We start from the raw sequence: 16478 nt of genomic DNA on the forward strand, positions 1-16478 counted from the left end.
ATGTAACCAACCCGGGAATACATTGGAAGGCGCGCTGACCGGAAAGGTTTTTTGGGTGGAGAATTTTCATGAAGTGGTTGAACAGTATGAACCGATGATTTATCACATTATGAATTCGTTAAGTATTTATAAGGACCGTGATGAGTATTATCAGATTGGACTGATCGCCCTGTGGGAATCATGGAGGAAATTCGATTCAAAGAAAGGCTCTTTTTTGAGTTTTTCCTACACTTCAATTAAGGGGCGTATCCTAATCGAATTGGCGAAGGCGAGGAAACGAGACGAACGAAATTCCTATCCGAAGGAGGAGTTTTGGGAATTTCTAATCGACGAATCGGAAGACCCACTTGAACTCACTACGTTGCTCACTTACTGTAACGGACTCACAGCAACACAAAAGAAATGGGTCATCCTAACCTTCTACTACGGACTCACCATGACCGAAATCGCCATCAAAGAAAACGTCACCTACTCCGCCGTTAAAAAATGGCGGAACAAAGCAATGAAAGAACTGAAAAGGAAGATAAAATAGAAAAGCGAAAGCGCCTCGAACAGCCCCGACAAGCAAATGATCTGAGGCAAAAAAAGTCCGCTCTTTGACTTTTATTGCCTCAGATCATTTGACCTCGAGGGGCTAGGCTGCTTGCGCTAGACAAGTAAAAAGAGTGTCAGGCACCGCTTGTGGACAAATGTCCACAGGCGGTGCCTGACACCAAAGTGACATTTAGTTACATTTTTGTGTAACACAGGTACCATTTTTCCATGTTCGTTTGTATATAGAATGTGAGGATGTAGGAATGTATAGGGGGATTGAGGAAGGATGAATTATATTCGGGAGATGAATGCGTTTTTTGATTGGGTGCGGAGGAATCCGTTGTCTTCGGCGGCTACTACGCTTTGGCATACGTTGATGCATATCAATAATCGGACAGGTTGGAGAAATACGTTTGCGGCTGCGAGGTCGGAAATTCAAGAGTTGAGTGGTTTGGGGCGAACGGCGTATTATTCGGCTCGGGAGTTGCTGATGGAAAAGGGATTAATTACATATAGGGAACGCGGTACCCAAGCGACTGTGTTTACGATCATCCCTTTTTATCACTCGGAGTATGCTGTTCAGGATCATTCAAAAGGAGACAACGAAAGATCTCCCTCTCATGAATTGCAAGAAAAGGAAGAATTCAAGGTTGGCTGCGGATCAAAATCGGCCATTGAAGAACATAGAAGTCCGGCCAACTTGTCACATAATAGGTCGTCACGGATGAGGTCAAGCTTATCTCATAATAAGTCGAGTTTGTCACAAAACAAGCCATCCAACAGGCATGTCTTGTCACAATACACGCCGAAATTGGCGGAAAACTCGGCACACAACGTGACCATTCCTAAACATTTAAAAACCAAACAGATCGCTTATCAAATGTATGTTGATGTCATTAAGTATTACGAAGCCCATTTCGATTGGCTGCCGCCCAATCGAATGGAGGAATTAATGAATTGGGTAGATGTGCTAGGCGAGAGTGTCGTCTTGGAGGCGATGAAACAGGCTGTTTCTCAGCAACAACCGTGGTCATATGCGAAAGGGTTGCTAGTAAACTTACATAATCAAAATCAAAAGGAGCTGATTGGAAATGGATAAATATACGTTTCAATACGAGAATGAATGCTTTGCCCTCGCTTGTCTCTTACACGATTCAAGTCTTATGGAAGAATGTTTATTGCAGCCAAAGCATTTCCTGGATTCTCATAACAAACGGCTGTTTCAGTTGATGAAACAGATGCAATCCGATGGTGAGAGAATAAGTGTCATATCGTTTGCGAAGCTTGGCGTTAGTGAAATGGCACGGTTTGGCGGTATGAATCATATCTCGGAAATTATGAATAGTGTTCCAAGTTTATCTGCTTTCAACTCATACCAGCAATCCATTCTTGATTTTCATACAGTCCAGCATGTGAATCAGCTTGCGAGTGATTTTTTAGAAAGAACGAAGGAACGCCATTTGCTAAAAGATTTGTATTCGTTTCTTGATGCAACGACAAATTTGGAGTCAACGATTACGCAAAAGTCGGCTACGTTTCAAGAGTTGTTACATGAACGGTATAAGTACCATCGGGAGACTCCGATGCACGGATTAAGCGGGGTTCACACTGGATTCCTTTGTTTGAACGAACGGACAGATGGGTGGCAAAATGGGGATTTGATTATCGTTGCCGCACGGCCTTCTATGGGAAAAACAGCCTTTCTTTTGAATAGTTTTCTTAATGGCTGCAAGAAGGATGAGTTGTTTGCTACACTTTTTTCCATTGACATGAGTATTGGCTCGGTGATTGATCGGTTTCTTGCCATGGAAGCGAATGTGAATCTTAAAAAATTGAGAAATCCAACCAAATCGTTTACTCGCGAGGAATGGTCGCGGTATACGAAGGCAATGGGAACACTCGCTTCGCTTTCGATTGATATTCGTGACGAATACACTGTGCAGACGATTCGTGCGGCCACTAAGCGAAATATACGAGAACATCCTGAGAAAAAGCATGTCGTGGCAATCGATTTTCTCACATTGCTGAAACATCCGAACCCATCAGGAAATTTGCACAGAGATGTGACTGACATTATTCAGGATTTAAAGCGAATGGCAAAGGACTTAAATATTCCCGTCATTGTGATTGCCCAATTAAATCGCGGTGTTGAGCAACGCCAGGACAAGCGTCCAACGATGAGTGATATTCGTGAATCAGGGAGCATCGAACAAATCGCCGATTTGATTCTCTTTCTCTACCGTGAGGAATATTACCATCCAAAATCAAAAAAAGGCGGCATGACCGAGCTTCTCATTGCAAAAAATCGAAACGGACCAACAGGAACAGTTACATTAAACTTCTCGAAAGAAACGAATATTTTTCGCGAAAACATTTCCTAGCGGGATCGTGAATCGGTCTCTTGTCCCGCTGATTTTCAAAAGGAGGATAATTATAATGAACCTTGAAGAAGCTTATAAAATGGCTCTAAAATATCGTTTTAAAACGTTAATATTATTTCTTGAATTAGCTATTAATGAAAAAGGTGTCTTATCTTGGGATGATGATTTAAATGAAATTACGTATTTTTTACAGGATCGGTTTAAAAAAAGCTTATGTGAGCAATTATCTGAGTATGAGGCAAAACGCGGTTCTATCTATTTTGAGTAACTAAGAAGGGTTGTAATGCTAGTATTCTAGGAAACTTCATTTCATTTTACTAATCAAACTAAATAAAACATCTAATTTCGTTTCGATTCGATTCAACGATTGTTCGAGTGTCCGAAATTCGATTTCCTTATTAAGAACATTTTCACTCGTTGATTTTTCTTTGATTGGCAAAACAGTTTCATAGTATGTGCTGACTTTATTCATTTTCACAACTAGCTCCTTTGCGAATGTTTACTTGCTTAGGTTGTTCTTGATAAAGAACATATTAAGATTATAAGCTTTTGGTTTGATATTTGCAATTGTTTTTTTGAAAGAGGAGTAGATCTTAGTCACTTCATTACAGATATAAAAAGCCCGTACTTAAATGCTTCGTGCACGTTAGGTGGGCTTTCTTCTTTTTCCTACTTGTATCTTCTGGATTCATCCACGCAGGCATCGATGTCCCTGTTTTTCCTTCTCGTATCTTACAGATCTGTGTGATACGGGAAGATGGAGGAAGAAAACCAAGTTCCAAGTGGACGAATCGGTTCGTTGCGGGAAGATGATGAACGCCATTCCCTTCCCATGTGGACGAATCCGTTCGTTGCGGGTAGATGAGGAACCTAATTTCCGTTCCCATGTGCTCGAATCCGTTTGATGCAGGTAGATTCCTCTGCTTTTCTTTCCTGTATCTTACAGATTTATGCACGTAGGTGTCATCTCAATCAATTTTAAGAGGGACAATGTTTACACTGTCCCAACCATACTTTTCTATCCCTTTAGACTCCTCACGTCATCATTAGACTTCGTTTTTAGATTGAATCTCTTTAACTTTTTCCTCACTTATATTTGTTAGTTCAGATATATATTTTGCGGATAGGCCATTCTTCAGCATTTCGGTTACTATTTTTTCAATTCCCCTTGCAATTCCTTTTTCAATGCCTTTTTCAATTCCTTTTTCATAATAGGAATTTGGTAGTTTCAGTTTTAATTTAGCTTCTTCTGGAAGTTTGGTGATTTTCTCCTGCATTTGATTTTCCTCCTCTTCATTTAACTGAAGATATGTTTCGAAAAATCCATAGATCAATTCCATTTTTGCTGGATTTAATTCCATGCGGCTTATCATACGCAAAAATTCAAGTTTTACTTGCACCCGTTCTTGTTTGTTGTAACCCAATTTACTGAGAAGAGCCGCGATTACAGGGTTCGTTTGTTGGATGAAGTGTCGCCAATTCATTTTTATTAAGTCTGATACTCCCACAGCTAAAGCAATGGGGTTCTGAATCTATTGCTTTCATCTGACCGGCAGCCACAGATCATACAAAATGTATGCTTGACATCTAGGGTTGCAGATACTGAGACAATTTTCTCCAGAACATTCGCTGTCAAAGAAACATTCGTTTCCATTAACGACAACATCTTTCGGCTCTCACGAGTTCGGTTGTATCAAACCGCAAATTTAAATTCACTTAATTATTTAGGATGATGCCTGAATTAAAGATCATCTTTTTTTGACTTATAATCTCTTTTATTGCAAAATCGTGTAGATTTTGAAATATAGGAAACGTTTCGTGACAACGTTTTCGATTGGCTTTCGTTCCAGATGCGTTTGAGTTCATTAACAAAAATGCCGAATATAAATCCCTTTGAATTTTCGTGTTTTCATCTATCTGATGCCAACGTTGTGACAAAGCTTTTTTAATATAATTATCTCGTACGTGACAATACTGACTGGCCTTAAATTTATGAGTATTAACTTTAATAAATGAACCTCCAAGACGTTTTACCTTTTCTTCTAATATAGAAACAAACATTGCCGGTGCTCGATGTCCTAGTGATTTTCCAAACCTCTTTTTACGTTTATATTTACCAGTCTTTACAGAAACTTCAGTTTCCTTTTTCCGCTTTTGCAGTGCTTTAAAATTCATTGTTTCAATATAGAAAGTATCGCCTAATTCTAACAGTCTGTTCGCTAATGTTCGATGAGATACTGTTCGAATAACCACTTGTTTCCGATGGAACTCTTTTAACTTCGCGCGAAGCTTTTTATAACGGGGTGAAAACACCCAGTATTTCTTACCCTTTTTGATGGTCCCATCAAAATGAAAGTTTTGTGGATTTGTGGCACGCATTGAACGGTTCATCTTTCTTTGGGTTAGCGTAATTTCACGGGATATCTCTTTTACTTGCTCGGCTAAATTTACCAATGAAACTTTCGTTAAAGCTGAAACAGCGACGGTGGAGATACCAATATCTAAGCCTACTTTTCCTTTACCAAGTTTTCTGTTTTTTGTCGGTGGATAACCAGCAATGACTAGATCAGCAAATAAACGCACCTTTCCCCGAATTTCTTTCTTGACGATACGAACATATTTGACATGATAAAAATCCTGAACAGTTTTTGTATCACCTTCAGAGGTTACTTTATAAGAAAACTCTGTTTTCATTTTTAAATGACGAATGATTTCTAAAGCGTACTGGTCTTTCTTTCTCACGATTAATGGCGATTGTAAATCTTTATATACGATATTTCCATCGATGTATCTCCACCCTGTTTTGTTGGTTTTGCCCTCAAAACTATCCATTTCATGCTTTTGAATGAAACGAACTTTTTTAGCTTTCCCGAACAATTTTCTGCTAAAAGTATGCCAGGCTCTCGTCGCTATTTTTTGAGCAACAGCTGAATTAACTTTGCTTCCGAAGTGTTCACGAACCGGCTTCACCCATACGTGAGAGGAATATTCCGTTAGGTGGTATTTCTCTCTTAATGTTTTTAATTCATCTTGAATATGTTTTTTATCTTTTATCAAAGCTTTATTTTGTTCATTTTTCTCTAATTTTTTCGAAACAGCTTTTAATTGACGAATAAGTTTTTTATAACGTTTTTCCCGTTTCATTTGTTTTTCTAATTTTAAATACTTGCCCAATACCGTATTGTATATTACTCTACAAATTTCTAATTCATCAAAAGCTACGGAAAATAAAAGAGGGTTTTTCTTTAACTCTAACGATAATACGAAACTCGGTGAAGATGTTTTTGCCATTTGTGAACACCTCCAATTCGAACATATGTTTCTATAATTATATTATTTTGAATATAAAAAAACAAGGGACATGCCCATGTTTTTACGATTTTTTTAGATACTTGAAGGACCAAAAAACTTCTGTTTTCGTGGCACTTCGAATCTGACCTCTCTCTCATCCCACCCCTAAAGGAGTGGGCTTTCTCGTTCGGGAAATCTGTAAAAACCTCCTGCGAGAGAAACTTCACAGAATTGAAATCAATAGCAGTATACTCCTGAGGAAAAAATGCTTCCATAAATTCTTGGAAAAATGTCTGAACTAATTCCTTGAACAGTCGATCATGATCAGTATACGTAATCCTTTCTTCTAGAATTAACATAACAACAATTACACTCCCTTTCTAGAAATTTTGATCAATTCTTGACTGAGGTATATCTGCTAACCTACATCCCTCCGTTTGTTAAATTTTCACATTATGATTAAGATGAAGGCAGTGGATCTAATCCACTGCCCCGTTTGTTTATGCTTTTTTCACTTTAACTTTTACAGTTTTGCTTATGTTTCCAGCTTTGTCTTTAGCATTTACATAAAGTGTTGCGCCGGCTGGTTTCTTTTTGATTTTGATTGTAAAGTTGCCTTTTTTGCTTGCTTTGGCTGTACCGATTGTTTTGCCTTTGTATTTTAAGGTAACGGTTGAGCCTGCTTCAGCTTTTCCGGTTACTTTTGTTGACTTTGTTGTTACTTTATTTACTTTTGGTGCAGCAGGTGGAATTTTGTCTTTTACAACAACAGCAACTGATTTACTTACTCGGTTTGCTAGGTCTTGGCTTGTTACAGATAGTTTTGTACCTGCTTTTTGTTTTTTCGTTAATTTAAGTTTGAATTTTCCTTTGCTGTCAGCTGTGCCTTGAGCAACCACTTTTTTGGAAGTGTTTTTAACGATTACTTTCACTCCCGCTTGGGCTGTTCCAGTCACATACGTTGATTTATTGCTAATGGTGTTAACTTTTGGTGCTTTCGGTGCGCTGCCTTTTTTCACAAACGTTTTAAATGTCGTTTGTGCTTTTCCACTTGTAACAACGATTGAAAGCTGTTGCTTGTTCTTTTGAACCGGAATTTTTGCACTGAATGTGCCATTGGTTGCTGCAGTTGCTTTGCCAATGACTTTTGATCCTTTTTTAACTTCGACTTTTGCACCTTTAACTGTCGTACCTGTGACTTTATTTTGATTGTCATAAATCGCATTCAGTTTCACATTTAAATCAAGTTTACTAAAGATGCTGTAGGCGTTTAAACGTCCGTATCCGGAGACTAATTCGGCGCCTTGTGGAAGTGTTACCTCATCTGGGTCAATATCTATTCCACCGCCGCCTCCACCGATTAGATCAATCAGTGAGCCGCCTTCACTGCCCTTGTTATCCGTCTCTACGAATTCTACATGTTTCGATGTTTCGTGAAGCATTGTTCGTACATCGTTTGGTTTTAATTTCGGATTTTTTGATAAAAGTAATCCTGCTACAGCTGTTACATGTGGTGCTGCCATCGATGTTCCACTCAAATACGTGACATTTCCGTCTGGAAGAAGGCTTGGAATATTGCTTCCAGGTGCAACAAGATCTAAGCCAACCCCGTAATTCGAATAATCAGCGACGATGTCCCAGCTATTTGTTGCGCCAACAGAGATTGCATATTTAGATGCTGCTGGATAAGAAATCCCATATTGTCCATCATTTCCGCTTGCTGCCACAATGACAACATTTTTGTCTGCTGCATATTTCATTGCATATTCTAACGTACGACTATAGCTTCCGCCTAAGCTTAAGTTGATAACCTTTGCCCCTTTGTCTGCTGCGTATTTAATTCCGTGGGCAATTTGCTCAGTATCCCCTGAACCTGAAGCATCAAGAACTTTTACAGGCAGGATTTTTGCGTGCTGGTTAATTCCTTCCATGGAATAGCCATTATCGGACTTTGCGGCAATGATGCCGGATACGTGGGTTCCATGACCGTTATCATCCAAGGGTTTTTCATTAGTATCGATATAGTTCTTTCCTTTGTCCAAAAGAACTTGGTCTTTAAGATCAGCAAGTGTGTTATCAACACCTGTATCAACGACGGCTACTAATGTATCTTTTAAATCTTTTCTATCTTTAAGTAAAGCTTGCAGTTTCTTATTCCCAATGTCTGCCCCGGCTTTACCTTCGCCCACATTATCATTTTTACCAGTATTCGTTAAAGACCACTGATTTCCGGATTGGATGTCCGTTGATAATGCTTTATAAGTTTGGACTTTTTCGACATATTCAACGTCTGGAAGCTTCTCAATTTGCGAAACAGTTGCTTTCATTGCTTTGTTTTTGGATTGAGCCGACATGCCTGAAAAATGATCTTCATCTAATTCCACGACAAACATATTATCAAATAATGAATCATTATTCTTTACAGATAAAGCAGATAAAGAGCGAGCTTTTGCTTTAACTGAGCTCAATTTCTTGCCTGATTTAAGTTTAACGATGTATTTATTTGCGGTTTGTGTAGGTAGTTTGATTCCTACTTTAGCGATTACATCTGCAACTTCTTTTCCTTTAAGATTTTTAATGTCAACCTTACTTGCAATGCTTTCCATTTCTGCTTTTAATTTTGCCGGAACAGCACCTACTGATAGATCGTACAATACGTTAATTGCAGTTTCTTCCTTCTCACTAATGACATGTGAGTTATTTCCTTTATTTAAATCAGTAATAAGTGGTTTTAACACTTCTAAATTTTTATAAACTTCTTCTCTAGCACTTTTATTAACTACTAATTTTACCGCTAAAAATGGTGCGGATTTATAATATAAAGAAGATAGTTTCTTACCTTCTTCTGATTTAGATAGGATTCCATCACGGAATTGACGAATAGACTTTAGCAGTTCTGCTCCGCCTTTTTGCCCTTTCGCACCAATTTCCACTGGGCAATCAGATCCTGATGAAGTATCTGCGTTTGGCTTTAGTTTTTCCCCTTTAGTGGATAGCGTGTAGTCTGCAGGAATAAACTCATTTTCTCCTGGTGGTACTTCCTCGTCGATCATCATTTCTTCCATATCTTCGTCGTATCCATAATACTCAACTTTAATGTAGTATGGACCTGTCCATGCATATGGGAAATGAACGACCGCAGCCGATGTATCGGGTTCTGTGTAAGTACTTGTCCGATATTGGTCATAGGTAATATCTTTTTTCGCGTTTTCTTTATTCGCGTACACCGTTACATAGACCATTTGGTCGCTATCTACTGCTAGATGCATATGCGAAAATTTGTTTACGTCCGCTGGTGAGATTTGATACCAATGAACACCTGGCTCATTAAAAGTACTATTAATACTACCAACAGCTTTAAGTGGGATTGCCTCCTCAATGGATGCGCCTGATTTTGTTTCGGCACGATAGCTTTGCGGCATAATGAATCCCACGATTAATGAGAAAATTAGAACCAATGCCGTCAATTTGCTTAACTTTTTTACCTTCACATAATTGCCCCCTTGTATTGTTTTTTGTAAAAGCTTCTCCAAATCTATAATATTTCCGGATGTATTATTTTTCAATCTAAATCTATTTTTGCCAGCGGAAAAGTTTTCGACAAAAATTCACTATATTTCGACATTTCCCTATTGACCTGTCGAATTCTCCCTTAGTACTATAAAAGAAGTTAGCAAAGTTGGGAGTGTTATATATGGGACAGCGTGGTAGAAAAAAAGGAGCAAGCGGAGAAGAAAGTCGTGCACTTTTGCTAACGATTGCTGCAAAGGAATTTGCAAATCATGGATTTTATAAAACGAAAATAAGCAATATCGTGAAAGAGGCAAATGTCACACAGCCTACCTTCTATTTATACTTTCAAAACAAGGAAGCAATTTTCCAAGAATTAGTCGACTCCTTCCGTGACCGGATATTCACGCTTACTAAATCGAGTAAGCTCGATTCGGATATTGTCAGTGAAAATGTCCCGGATAAAATTTCCGCAGGATTAGCGAACATCCTTACATTCTTTAATGAAAATCCCGATTTAACACGGATTGGCTTCTTCATGGCACCGGAATCCGAAGAAATTAAACGTCAATTAGCTTGGCAGATTAAGATGAATCTTGATTCAGAAGTGCAAAATGGCTACTTCCTTCCGAATCTGGACACAAGCCTTTTTTCGGAAATCCTCGTCGGAGCCATCGAACGACTGACCATTACCCACTTATTTCAAGGGAAAGATACCCCGGAAAACCTCGCTGTTCATATGGTTCGGCTATTTTTATACGGGGTAGGCCGAGACTACTAGGTGAGTAGGCCGAGGTTCTTTTTCGCTTCCGCAGCATAGTTCACATTACCTATTTCAGAATACACGCTACAAATTTACCTCAACCAATTTCAAAAATGCTATAACAACCGATTATTTGACAGTCACAAAATTACCGAAGACGGGAAACGTCCACTTTCCTATCCCACAAAATGAAATTATTATTTGTTAATAATTCATATAATTTCGAATAGAAATAGTACTATTAAATTAGCGAAAATAGTATGTTAAAATAAATCACGTTAATTACTATTGTTGTGAAAACATAGCAATAACGCATATTAGACCAATATCTGCGAACAGCTTGAAAAATAGAATATAAATAGGCCAATAGTTCTAGCACACCAAGAAAGCCGGATATTAGACTAGGATGAAAGTCTTTTTTTATTGTACAAAAAAATATGGAAGGAGCTAAAAATAGCAATGTTGTATGATTTTAAAATGAGTAAAAAACATGTATTCGATTATGGTGACATACGACTCAGTCGAAACCAAATAAAACATATATTTTACCAAAATCTTCAATCCATTCAGCGATTAACTATTAATTTTGAAAATGAAACGATATTTTTAACCAAGGATGAAATCATAGAAATTATTATGACAAAAGTCCAAAGAAGAGAAGTAATTAAAATAATTCATATGATTTCTTTAATCAAAAATCGACAATCAGATGTAAGCGGCTACCTTAAATATATTTTAATAGGAATTCTTGCAACAAACGAATAATAAATTTACATATTCTGGAGGAAATTTCAAAGTGAAACGTATGAATAGTTTTAATCGAATGTCTACTAAACTAATAGCGGGAATATTAGTGATGACATTCATCATCAGTATAACAATCGGGGTTTTCAATTATCAATTTGCGAAAAAAGAACTAATAGAAAGTGGAAAATTGGACTTGCAGCATCTCGTCCAAACTGCCTTATCGACTCTAGAAACATTAAATCAAGAAGTGACTAGTGGACAAATTACATTGAATGAAGCTCAAGAAAAAGCTCGTGAAATTCTGAATGGTCAGAAGGTTGACAATGAAAAAGTTATCTACGACTATACGAAATCTCCCTTTTTGTACAAAAAGAATGGATATGTTTTCGCCATTAATTCAAACCGAGAAGTAACGTTGAATCCAATTACACCAATTGGAACAAATGACAATTCAGCAGATGCTGTTAATGTTCGAAACAACTTAATAAAAGCAGCAAAGGCAAATAACCATTTCTACACTTACAACTGGAAAAATAAAGGCGATGAGAAATCACGGGAAAAAATATCTTATATGAACTACTTCGAGCCATGGGATTGGAATATTGGAATCGGAGCGTACACTGACGAATTTTATCAAGGCCTGGAATCTTTAAAATGGATGACCATCATTATTTGTGCATCTATCACGATCATTTGTCTGCTCGTTTTCTATTTTGTAGTGAAAAAGAAATTCAAGATACTAGGAACGATTACGGATGTTTCTATGGAAATCGCTAACGGGAATTTAAATGTAGCAAAGCTTCCAGAATCAGCGGATGAGCTTGGACAACTTAGTACCTCATTTAATAAAATGGTTCGCGAATTGAAAACGATGCTTCATCATTTACAAGATATGAGCACGAATTTGGTAGACTCAGCTTCAAATTTATCAGCTGTATCAGAGGAAACGACTGCCAGCGGTGAAGAAGTAAACAGTGCCCTTACTGAAATTACCCAAGGAATGGTCGCACAAGCTTCCGACACAGAAGAAACAAGTAGAAGCATTGAATTATTGTCAACCTCTATCGAAAAAGTAAATGAACACCATAGCGTGATAAAAGATATCACAGTTTCGTCCGAAAAAGCAGCAACGAATGGGATGAAAATGGTCGAACAGTTAAAAAAATCAAATGATAATTCATTAAAATCTGCCGATGATATTAGTATAGGTATTACGAATCTATTTAATAAAATCCAAAATATCTCAAGCATTACGAAAACAATCAATGGGATTTCTGACCAAACGAATTTACTAGCATTAAACGCAAGTATCGAAGCAGCTCGTGCGGGTGAACACGGGAAAGGATTCGCTGTTGTCGCACAAGAAGTGAGGAAACTTGCTGAAAGCTCGCAACAAGCCACTGCCCATATTCAAAATATGATTACTGAAATTGAAAAAGATACTGAAGCAACAGTAATAGCGATGACTAATACGATACAACATTCTCAGCAATTAAATGAGGTAGTGGGAAAAACAGAAACAGAATTTAACAATATTCATTCAACTGTTACAAAATCTGTTCAAGCAATTGAAAGCTTGAGCACAGAAATTGAAAACATCACAACACAAAGTGAGCAAATCAATGCGGCCATTCAAAACATTTCAGCCGTGTCTGAACAAGCTGCAGCATCAGCTGAAGAAATCACCGCATCTGTAGATGAACAAATGAACGCACTTCAAACTACAACTACACTTGCAGAAAAGCTGAACAAACTAAGCGAAGATTTAAACCAAACCATTCATCATTATAGATTATAGTTTCAAAAAAGCGGAATAGACTAAGACAGAGAGTTTTTTCACTCTCTGTCTTTTTTAGTGAAAAGTTTGAACGAAGGAGTCATGAGTATAATCTTAGAGAGCTCTTTTATCCGATAATCGTAAAACTGTTGAAACAGGCTTTTCAAGATACGATTGAAAACCGTATAGGATTAGGGCAAATGACATTGAGGCAATCAAATGATGGATTCGTGTGAATTTAACATATTTGATAAAATTTATTTTTTCAAAAAAGGTTAGTATTGGAAATGCATAAATTAGATTTTGAACCAAATTGGTCAACATAAATAACCAAAACTTCCGGAAAGTTAAATGGAAAATCCACAATGTTCCTACCGCAAAAGGACCTAGAATAACACTTAATATGTTTTTAATCCTCGTTTCTGGACCACCTTTTACTTTCCAAAAATTAAAAGGAGTTCCAATAAACACAAGGGTCAAGACTAATAATGCTGACATTGTAGAAGTTGGAAGGTATCTTTTAACAGTTTTTTTAGGTATAAAAAAACAGTTAGCCAAGACAAAATGAATCCTACTCGAATCAAGGGTACAATCATAAACTTTCGCCTCCTCTTTCCGTTTTAATTTAGATTTGACCATTACAAAAGATTTATGCATTATAAAAACGGTTTGTGGATCATAGCGTCGGATTTTTTTCGCCGGTTTTTGGTTTGTGACGCATGGAAATCGATTTGTGACTCATAGATTTTAGTTTGTGACTCATACTCTTGGATTTGTGGATCATAGTGGCAGATTTCTTTCGCCGGTTTTTGGTTTGTGGCGCATAGAAATCGATTTGTGACTCATAGATTTTTATTTGTGACTCATACTTTCGGGTTTGTGGATCATAGCAGCAGAGTTTTTTCGCCGGGTTTTTGGTTTGTGGCGCATAGAAATCGATTTGTGACTCATAAATTTTAGTTTGTGACTCATACTTTCGGGTTTGTGGATCATAGCAGCAAATTTTTTTCACCGGTTTTTGTTTTGTGGCGCATGGAAATCAGTTTGTTACTCATAGATTTTAGTTTGTGACTCATACTCTCGGGTTTGTGGATCATAGCAGCATTTTCTTTTCCACGTTTTTCGTTTTGTGACTCAGGGAATTCCCATCAATCACAGTTATGCCTCAAAAAAGATAAAAAAAGTCATTCCCAAACATTTAAAATGCTTGGGAATGACTCAAAAAGGGTGGAGACGACAAGATTTATAATTTCCTTCTAAGTTCAATCACATCTTCTATACTTAACTTAGTCATCCTTGCTATTTTTTCATTTGAAAAGTTTTCACGAATGAGCTCACAGGCTAAATTTCTACGTTCTTCTAAACGGCCTTTTTCTAAGCCCTTTTCTATTCCTTCATTCCTATAGAGCTCAAAAACTTCTGCGAGTGTTGGTGATGGCACTTTTTCGGAATGGATCATGTATTTTGCCTCCTTTGTGATCATTGGTATAATTTCATCTCTTAGTTTTTTCGTCAAATCTTCTGGAATCTTCAATAAATAGTCAATGAAATAAAATAATGCTGAGATCGTTGTGTGGTTTTCTTTATGCGGATAATGTCCTTTTTCCAGAACGTCTAATAATAATTGGAGTTTTAAACGGGAACGTTCCTCGTTGTCTTGTTTCGTTTGATTAAGATAGATGACTATACTCCTCTGTTTCTTCTAGGACAAGAAAGTTTGACATTATTTTACCACAACCTTTTAAAAAAATAATAATGCATACAAATATTATAATAAAATGAGAACATACATTCTAATCAAAAGAGTCGCTATCTCCGCGTTTGCCCCATTCATAAACAAATGACCTACATAAACTGTTTAAAAAAAGGAAGTGTTTTCTTTGCAACATTCTACTTCAGAAAAAACGAGGGTTGATCCTTCTAATCCGGAAACGATTCCGAAATTTGTTGATGAACTACCGATTCCCGCTATCGCAAAACCAAATCGAATGGTTAACGAAAACGATCCTTATTATGCAATTGAAATGAAGGAAGCTAAGCATCAATTTCATAAATACTTTCCAGCTACAACGATTTGGGGATATAACGGGATGTACCCCGGTCCCACTTTTCATGTGAAAAAGGATGAAACCATTAAAGTAAAATGGATGAATCGTCTACCGAGTCAACATCTATTACCAATCGATCGTACACTTCATGGGACTTCTCATTCTCCAGATGTTCGAACAGTCGTTCATGTTCATGGGGCTCACGTCGCATCTGATAGTGATGGACATCCCGATGCTTGGTTTACGCGGAATTTTAAAATTAGAGGGGAAACCTTTAAACAAAAGGTGTATGAATATACCAATCATCAAATGGGGGCCACTCTCTGGTACCATGATCACGCCCTCGGGGTTACTAGATTAAATGTCTATTCCGGTCTTGCTGGTTTTTACCTCATTCGAGATCCTTTAGAAGAGGAGCTGCAACTTCCAAGCAGCGAATATGAGATTCCTTTAATGATCCAGGATAAATCATTTAATCCAGACGGTTCTTTATTTTATCCCGAAAATACTAATCCACCTGCAGAGGTAAATCCTTCGGTTGTGCCAGCATTTATCGGCAATACGATTGTTGTCAATGGGAAGGTTTGGCCTTTTTTAAAACTAGAGCCGCGCAAATATCGTTTTCGATTGGTAAATGCATCGAATACGAACGGCTATACATTAAAGTTTGAAAATGACCATCCTTTTTATCAAATCGGCACAGATGGAGGGCTTTTGCCGGAACCCGTTAAACTAAACTCACTCGCTTTAGAACCGGCAGAACGAGCGGATATTATCGTTGATTTTTCAACATTAAATGGGCAATCATTGATCCTTAAAAATTCGAATGACGAAGGAGATCTTGGCTTCATCATGCAATTTCGGGTGGTCTTACCACTTTCGGAAAAAGATATGAGCAAAATTCCGTCATCACTTTGTACTGATGAACCGTTAACGGAGGAAATGGCCACAAAAACGAGATTGTTGACAGTGGGGGCAACAATCGATCAATATAACCGACCAATGCTATTGCTCGACCATCGCATGTGGGATGATCCAGTAACCGAAACACCTTCGCTAAATAGTGTTGAGATTTGGAAATTTATCAATACAACCCCATTCGCCCATCCAATCCATGTCCACCTTGTCCAGTTTAAAATTTTACATCGAAGACCATTCAATTTGGATCGCTTCCTAGAAGACGGCTATATTCAATATACAGGACCAGCGATAGAGCCTAATGACAATGAAAAGGGATGGAAAGACACAGTGAGGGCCGATCCCGGGATGGTCACAAGCATCATTATGCGGTTTGAAAATTTCACAGGTGATTATGTTTGGCATTGTCATATTTTGGAGCATGAAGATTATGATATGATGCGGCCGATGAAAGTGATAGAGTAATAGGATAGCGGGACTATTGATCCCGTCCACTGTCCTATTCTATC

Annotated in this window: 15 protein-coding genes; 8 read left to right on the top strand and 7 right to left on the bottom strand. The window is 37.7% G+C overall.

Annotated features, from left to right (window positions below; translation table 11 throughout):
- The first annotated feature begins 55 nt into the window (after positions 1 to 55).
- The 4 genes from MKY81_RS01290 to MKY81_RS01305 all read left to right on the top strand — a co-directional run bounded on the left by MKY81_RS01290 (position 56) and on the right by MKY81_RS01305 (position 3183).
- Entirely contained in the window at positions 56 to 532 is a 477-nt protein-coding gene (locus MKY81_RS01290; RefSeq protein ID WP_108073320.1) for a sigma-70 family RNA polymerase sigma factor, read from the top strand.
- A 492-nt stretch (positions 533 to 1024) separates the two neighbouring features.
- Complete coding sequence (locus MKY81_RS01295) at positions 1025 to 1633, top strand: DnaD domain protein (protein ID WP_341118724.1); 609 nt, start codon at positions 1025 to 1027, stop codon at positions 1631 to 1633.
- A complete protein-coding gene (locus MKY81_RS01300) occupies positions 1626 to 2915 on the top strand; it encodes a replicative DNA helicase (RefSeq protein ID WP_325947605.1) in 1290 nt (429 codons plus the stop codon). The genes MKY81_RS01295 and MKY81_RS01300 overlap by 8 nt, the downstream gene beginning before the upstream one ends.
- A 55-nt stretch (positions 2916 to 2970) precedes the next feature.
- Positions 2971 to 3183, top strand: coding sequence for a hypothetical protein (locus MKY81_RS01305; RefSeq protein ID WP_108073315.1), 213 nt, complete (start codon positions 2971 to 2973; stop codon positions 3181 to 3183).
- Between the two features lie 36 nt (positions 3184 to 3219).
- On the opposite strand, the gene MKY81_RS01310 is transcribed toward MKY81_RS01305, so the two are convergent.
- From MKY81_RS01310 to MKY81_RS01330, 5 genes are all read right to left on the bottom strand, one after another.
- Complete coding sequence (locus tag MKY81_RS01310; protein ID WP_341116322.1) at positions 3220 to 3393, bottom strand: hypothetical protein; 174 nt, start codon at positions 3391 to 3393, stop codon at positions 3220 to 3222.
- A 127-nt stretch (positions 3394 to 3520) separates the two neighbouring features.
- A complete protein-coding gene (locus tag MKY81_RS01315; RefSeq protein WP_325947608.1) occupies positions 3521 to 3802 on the bottom strand; it encodes a hypothetical protein in 282 nt (93 codons plus the stop codon).
- A gap of 159 nt (positions 3803 to 3961) precedes the next feature.
- Positions 3962 to 4399 (bottom strand): hypothetical protein, encoded by a 438-nt coding sequence (locus MKY81_RS01320; RefSeq protein WP_341116325.1) that lies wholly within the window; start codon positions 4397 to 4399, stop codon positions 3962 to 3964.
- A 232-nt stretch (positions 4400 to 4631) separates the two neighbouring features.
- Positions 4632 to 6206 (bottom strand): hypothetical protein, encoded by a 1575-nt coding sequence (locus MKY81_RS01325; protein ID WP_328018627.1) that lies wholly within the window; start codon positions 6204 to 6206, stop codon positions 4632 to 4634.
- A 500-nt stretch (positions 6207 to 6706) separates the two neighbouring features.
- Positions 6707 to 9697, bottom strand: coding sequence for a S8 family serine peptidase (locus tag MKY81_RS01330; protein ID WP_341116326.1), 2991 nt, complete (start codon positions 9695 to 9697; stop codon positions 6707 to 6709).
- A gap of 203 nt (positions 9698 to 9900) precedes the next feature.
- Here MKY81_RS01330 and MKY81_RS01335 point away from each other — a divergent pair, with 203 nt between their 5' ends.
- The 3 genes from MKY81_RS01335 (at position 9901) to MKY81_RS01345 (ending at position 13024) form a co-directional block, all read left to right on the top strand.
- Complete coding sequence (locus MKY81_RS01335) at positions 9901 to 10497, top strand: TetR/AcrR family transcriptional regulator (protein WP_108070816.1); 597 nt, start codon at positions 9901 to 9903, stop codon at positions 10495 to 10497.
- A gap of 459 nt (positions 10498 to 10956) precedes the next feature.
- Positions 10957 to 11244 carry a hypothetical protein gene (locus MKY81_RS01340; protein ID WP_160331446.1) on the top strand — a complete coding sequence of 96 codons (288 nt, stop codon included), beginning with the start codon at positions 10957 to 10959 and terminating at the stop codon, positions 11242 to 11244.
- 40 nt (positions 11245 to 11284) lie between these two features.
- A complete protein-coding gene (locus tag MKY81_RS01345; protein WP_341118725.1) occupies positions 11285 to 13024 on the top strand; it encodes a methyl-accepting chemotaxis protein in 1740 nt (579 codons plus the stop codon).
- 93 nt (positions 13025 to 13117) lie between these two features.
- Here the strand turns inward: MKY81_RS01345 and MKY81_RS01350 are convergent, their stop codons facing one another.
- Both MKY81_RS01350 and MKY81_RS01355 read right to left on the bottom strand, forming a co-directional pair.
- Complete coding sequence (locus tag MKY81_RS01350; RefSeq protein ID WP_341116327.1) at positions 13118 to 13501, bottom strand: hypothetical protein; 384 nt, start codon at positions 13499 to 13501, stop codon at positions 13118 to 13120.
- 745 nt (positions 13502 to 14246) lie between these two features.
- A complete protein-coding gene (locus MKY81_RS01355; protein ID WP_341116328.1) occupies positions 14247 to 14462 on the bottom strand; it encodes a hypothetical protein in 216 nt (71 codons plus the stop codon).
- 421 nt (positions 14463 to 14883) lie between these two features.
- Here MKY81_RS01355 and MKY81_RS01360 point away from each other — a divergent pair, with 421 nt between their 5' ends.
- The gene (locus MKY81_RS01360; RefSeq protein WP_280523950.1) at positions 14884 to 16434 is read left to right on the top strand and encodes a multicopper oxidase family protein; all 1551 of its coding nucleotides are present in this window, start codon (positions 14884 to 14886) and stop codon (positions 16432 to 16434) included.
- Positions 16435 to 16478: the final 44 nt, after the last annotated feature.

It is taken from the genome of Heyndrickxia sp. FSL W8-0423 (assembly GCF_038009395.1).
Lineage (GTDB): Bacteria > Bacillota > Bacilli > Bacillales > Bacillaceae_C > Heyndrickxia > Heyndrickxia sporothermodurans.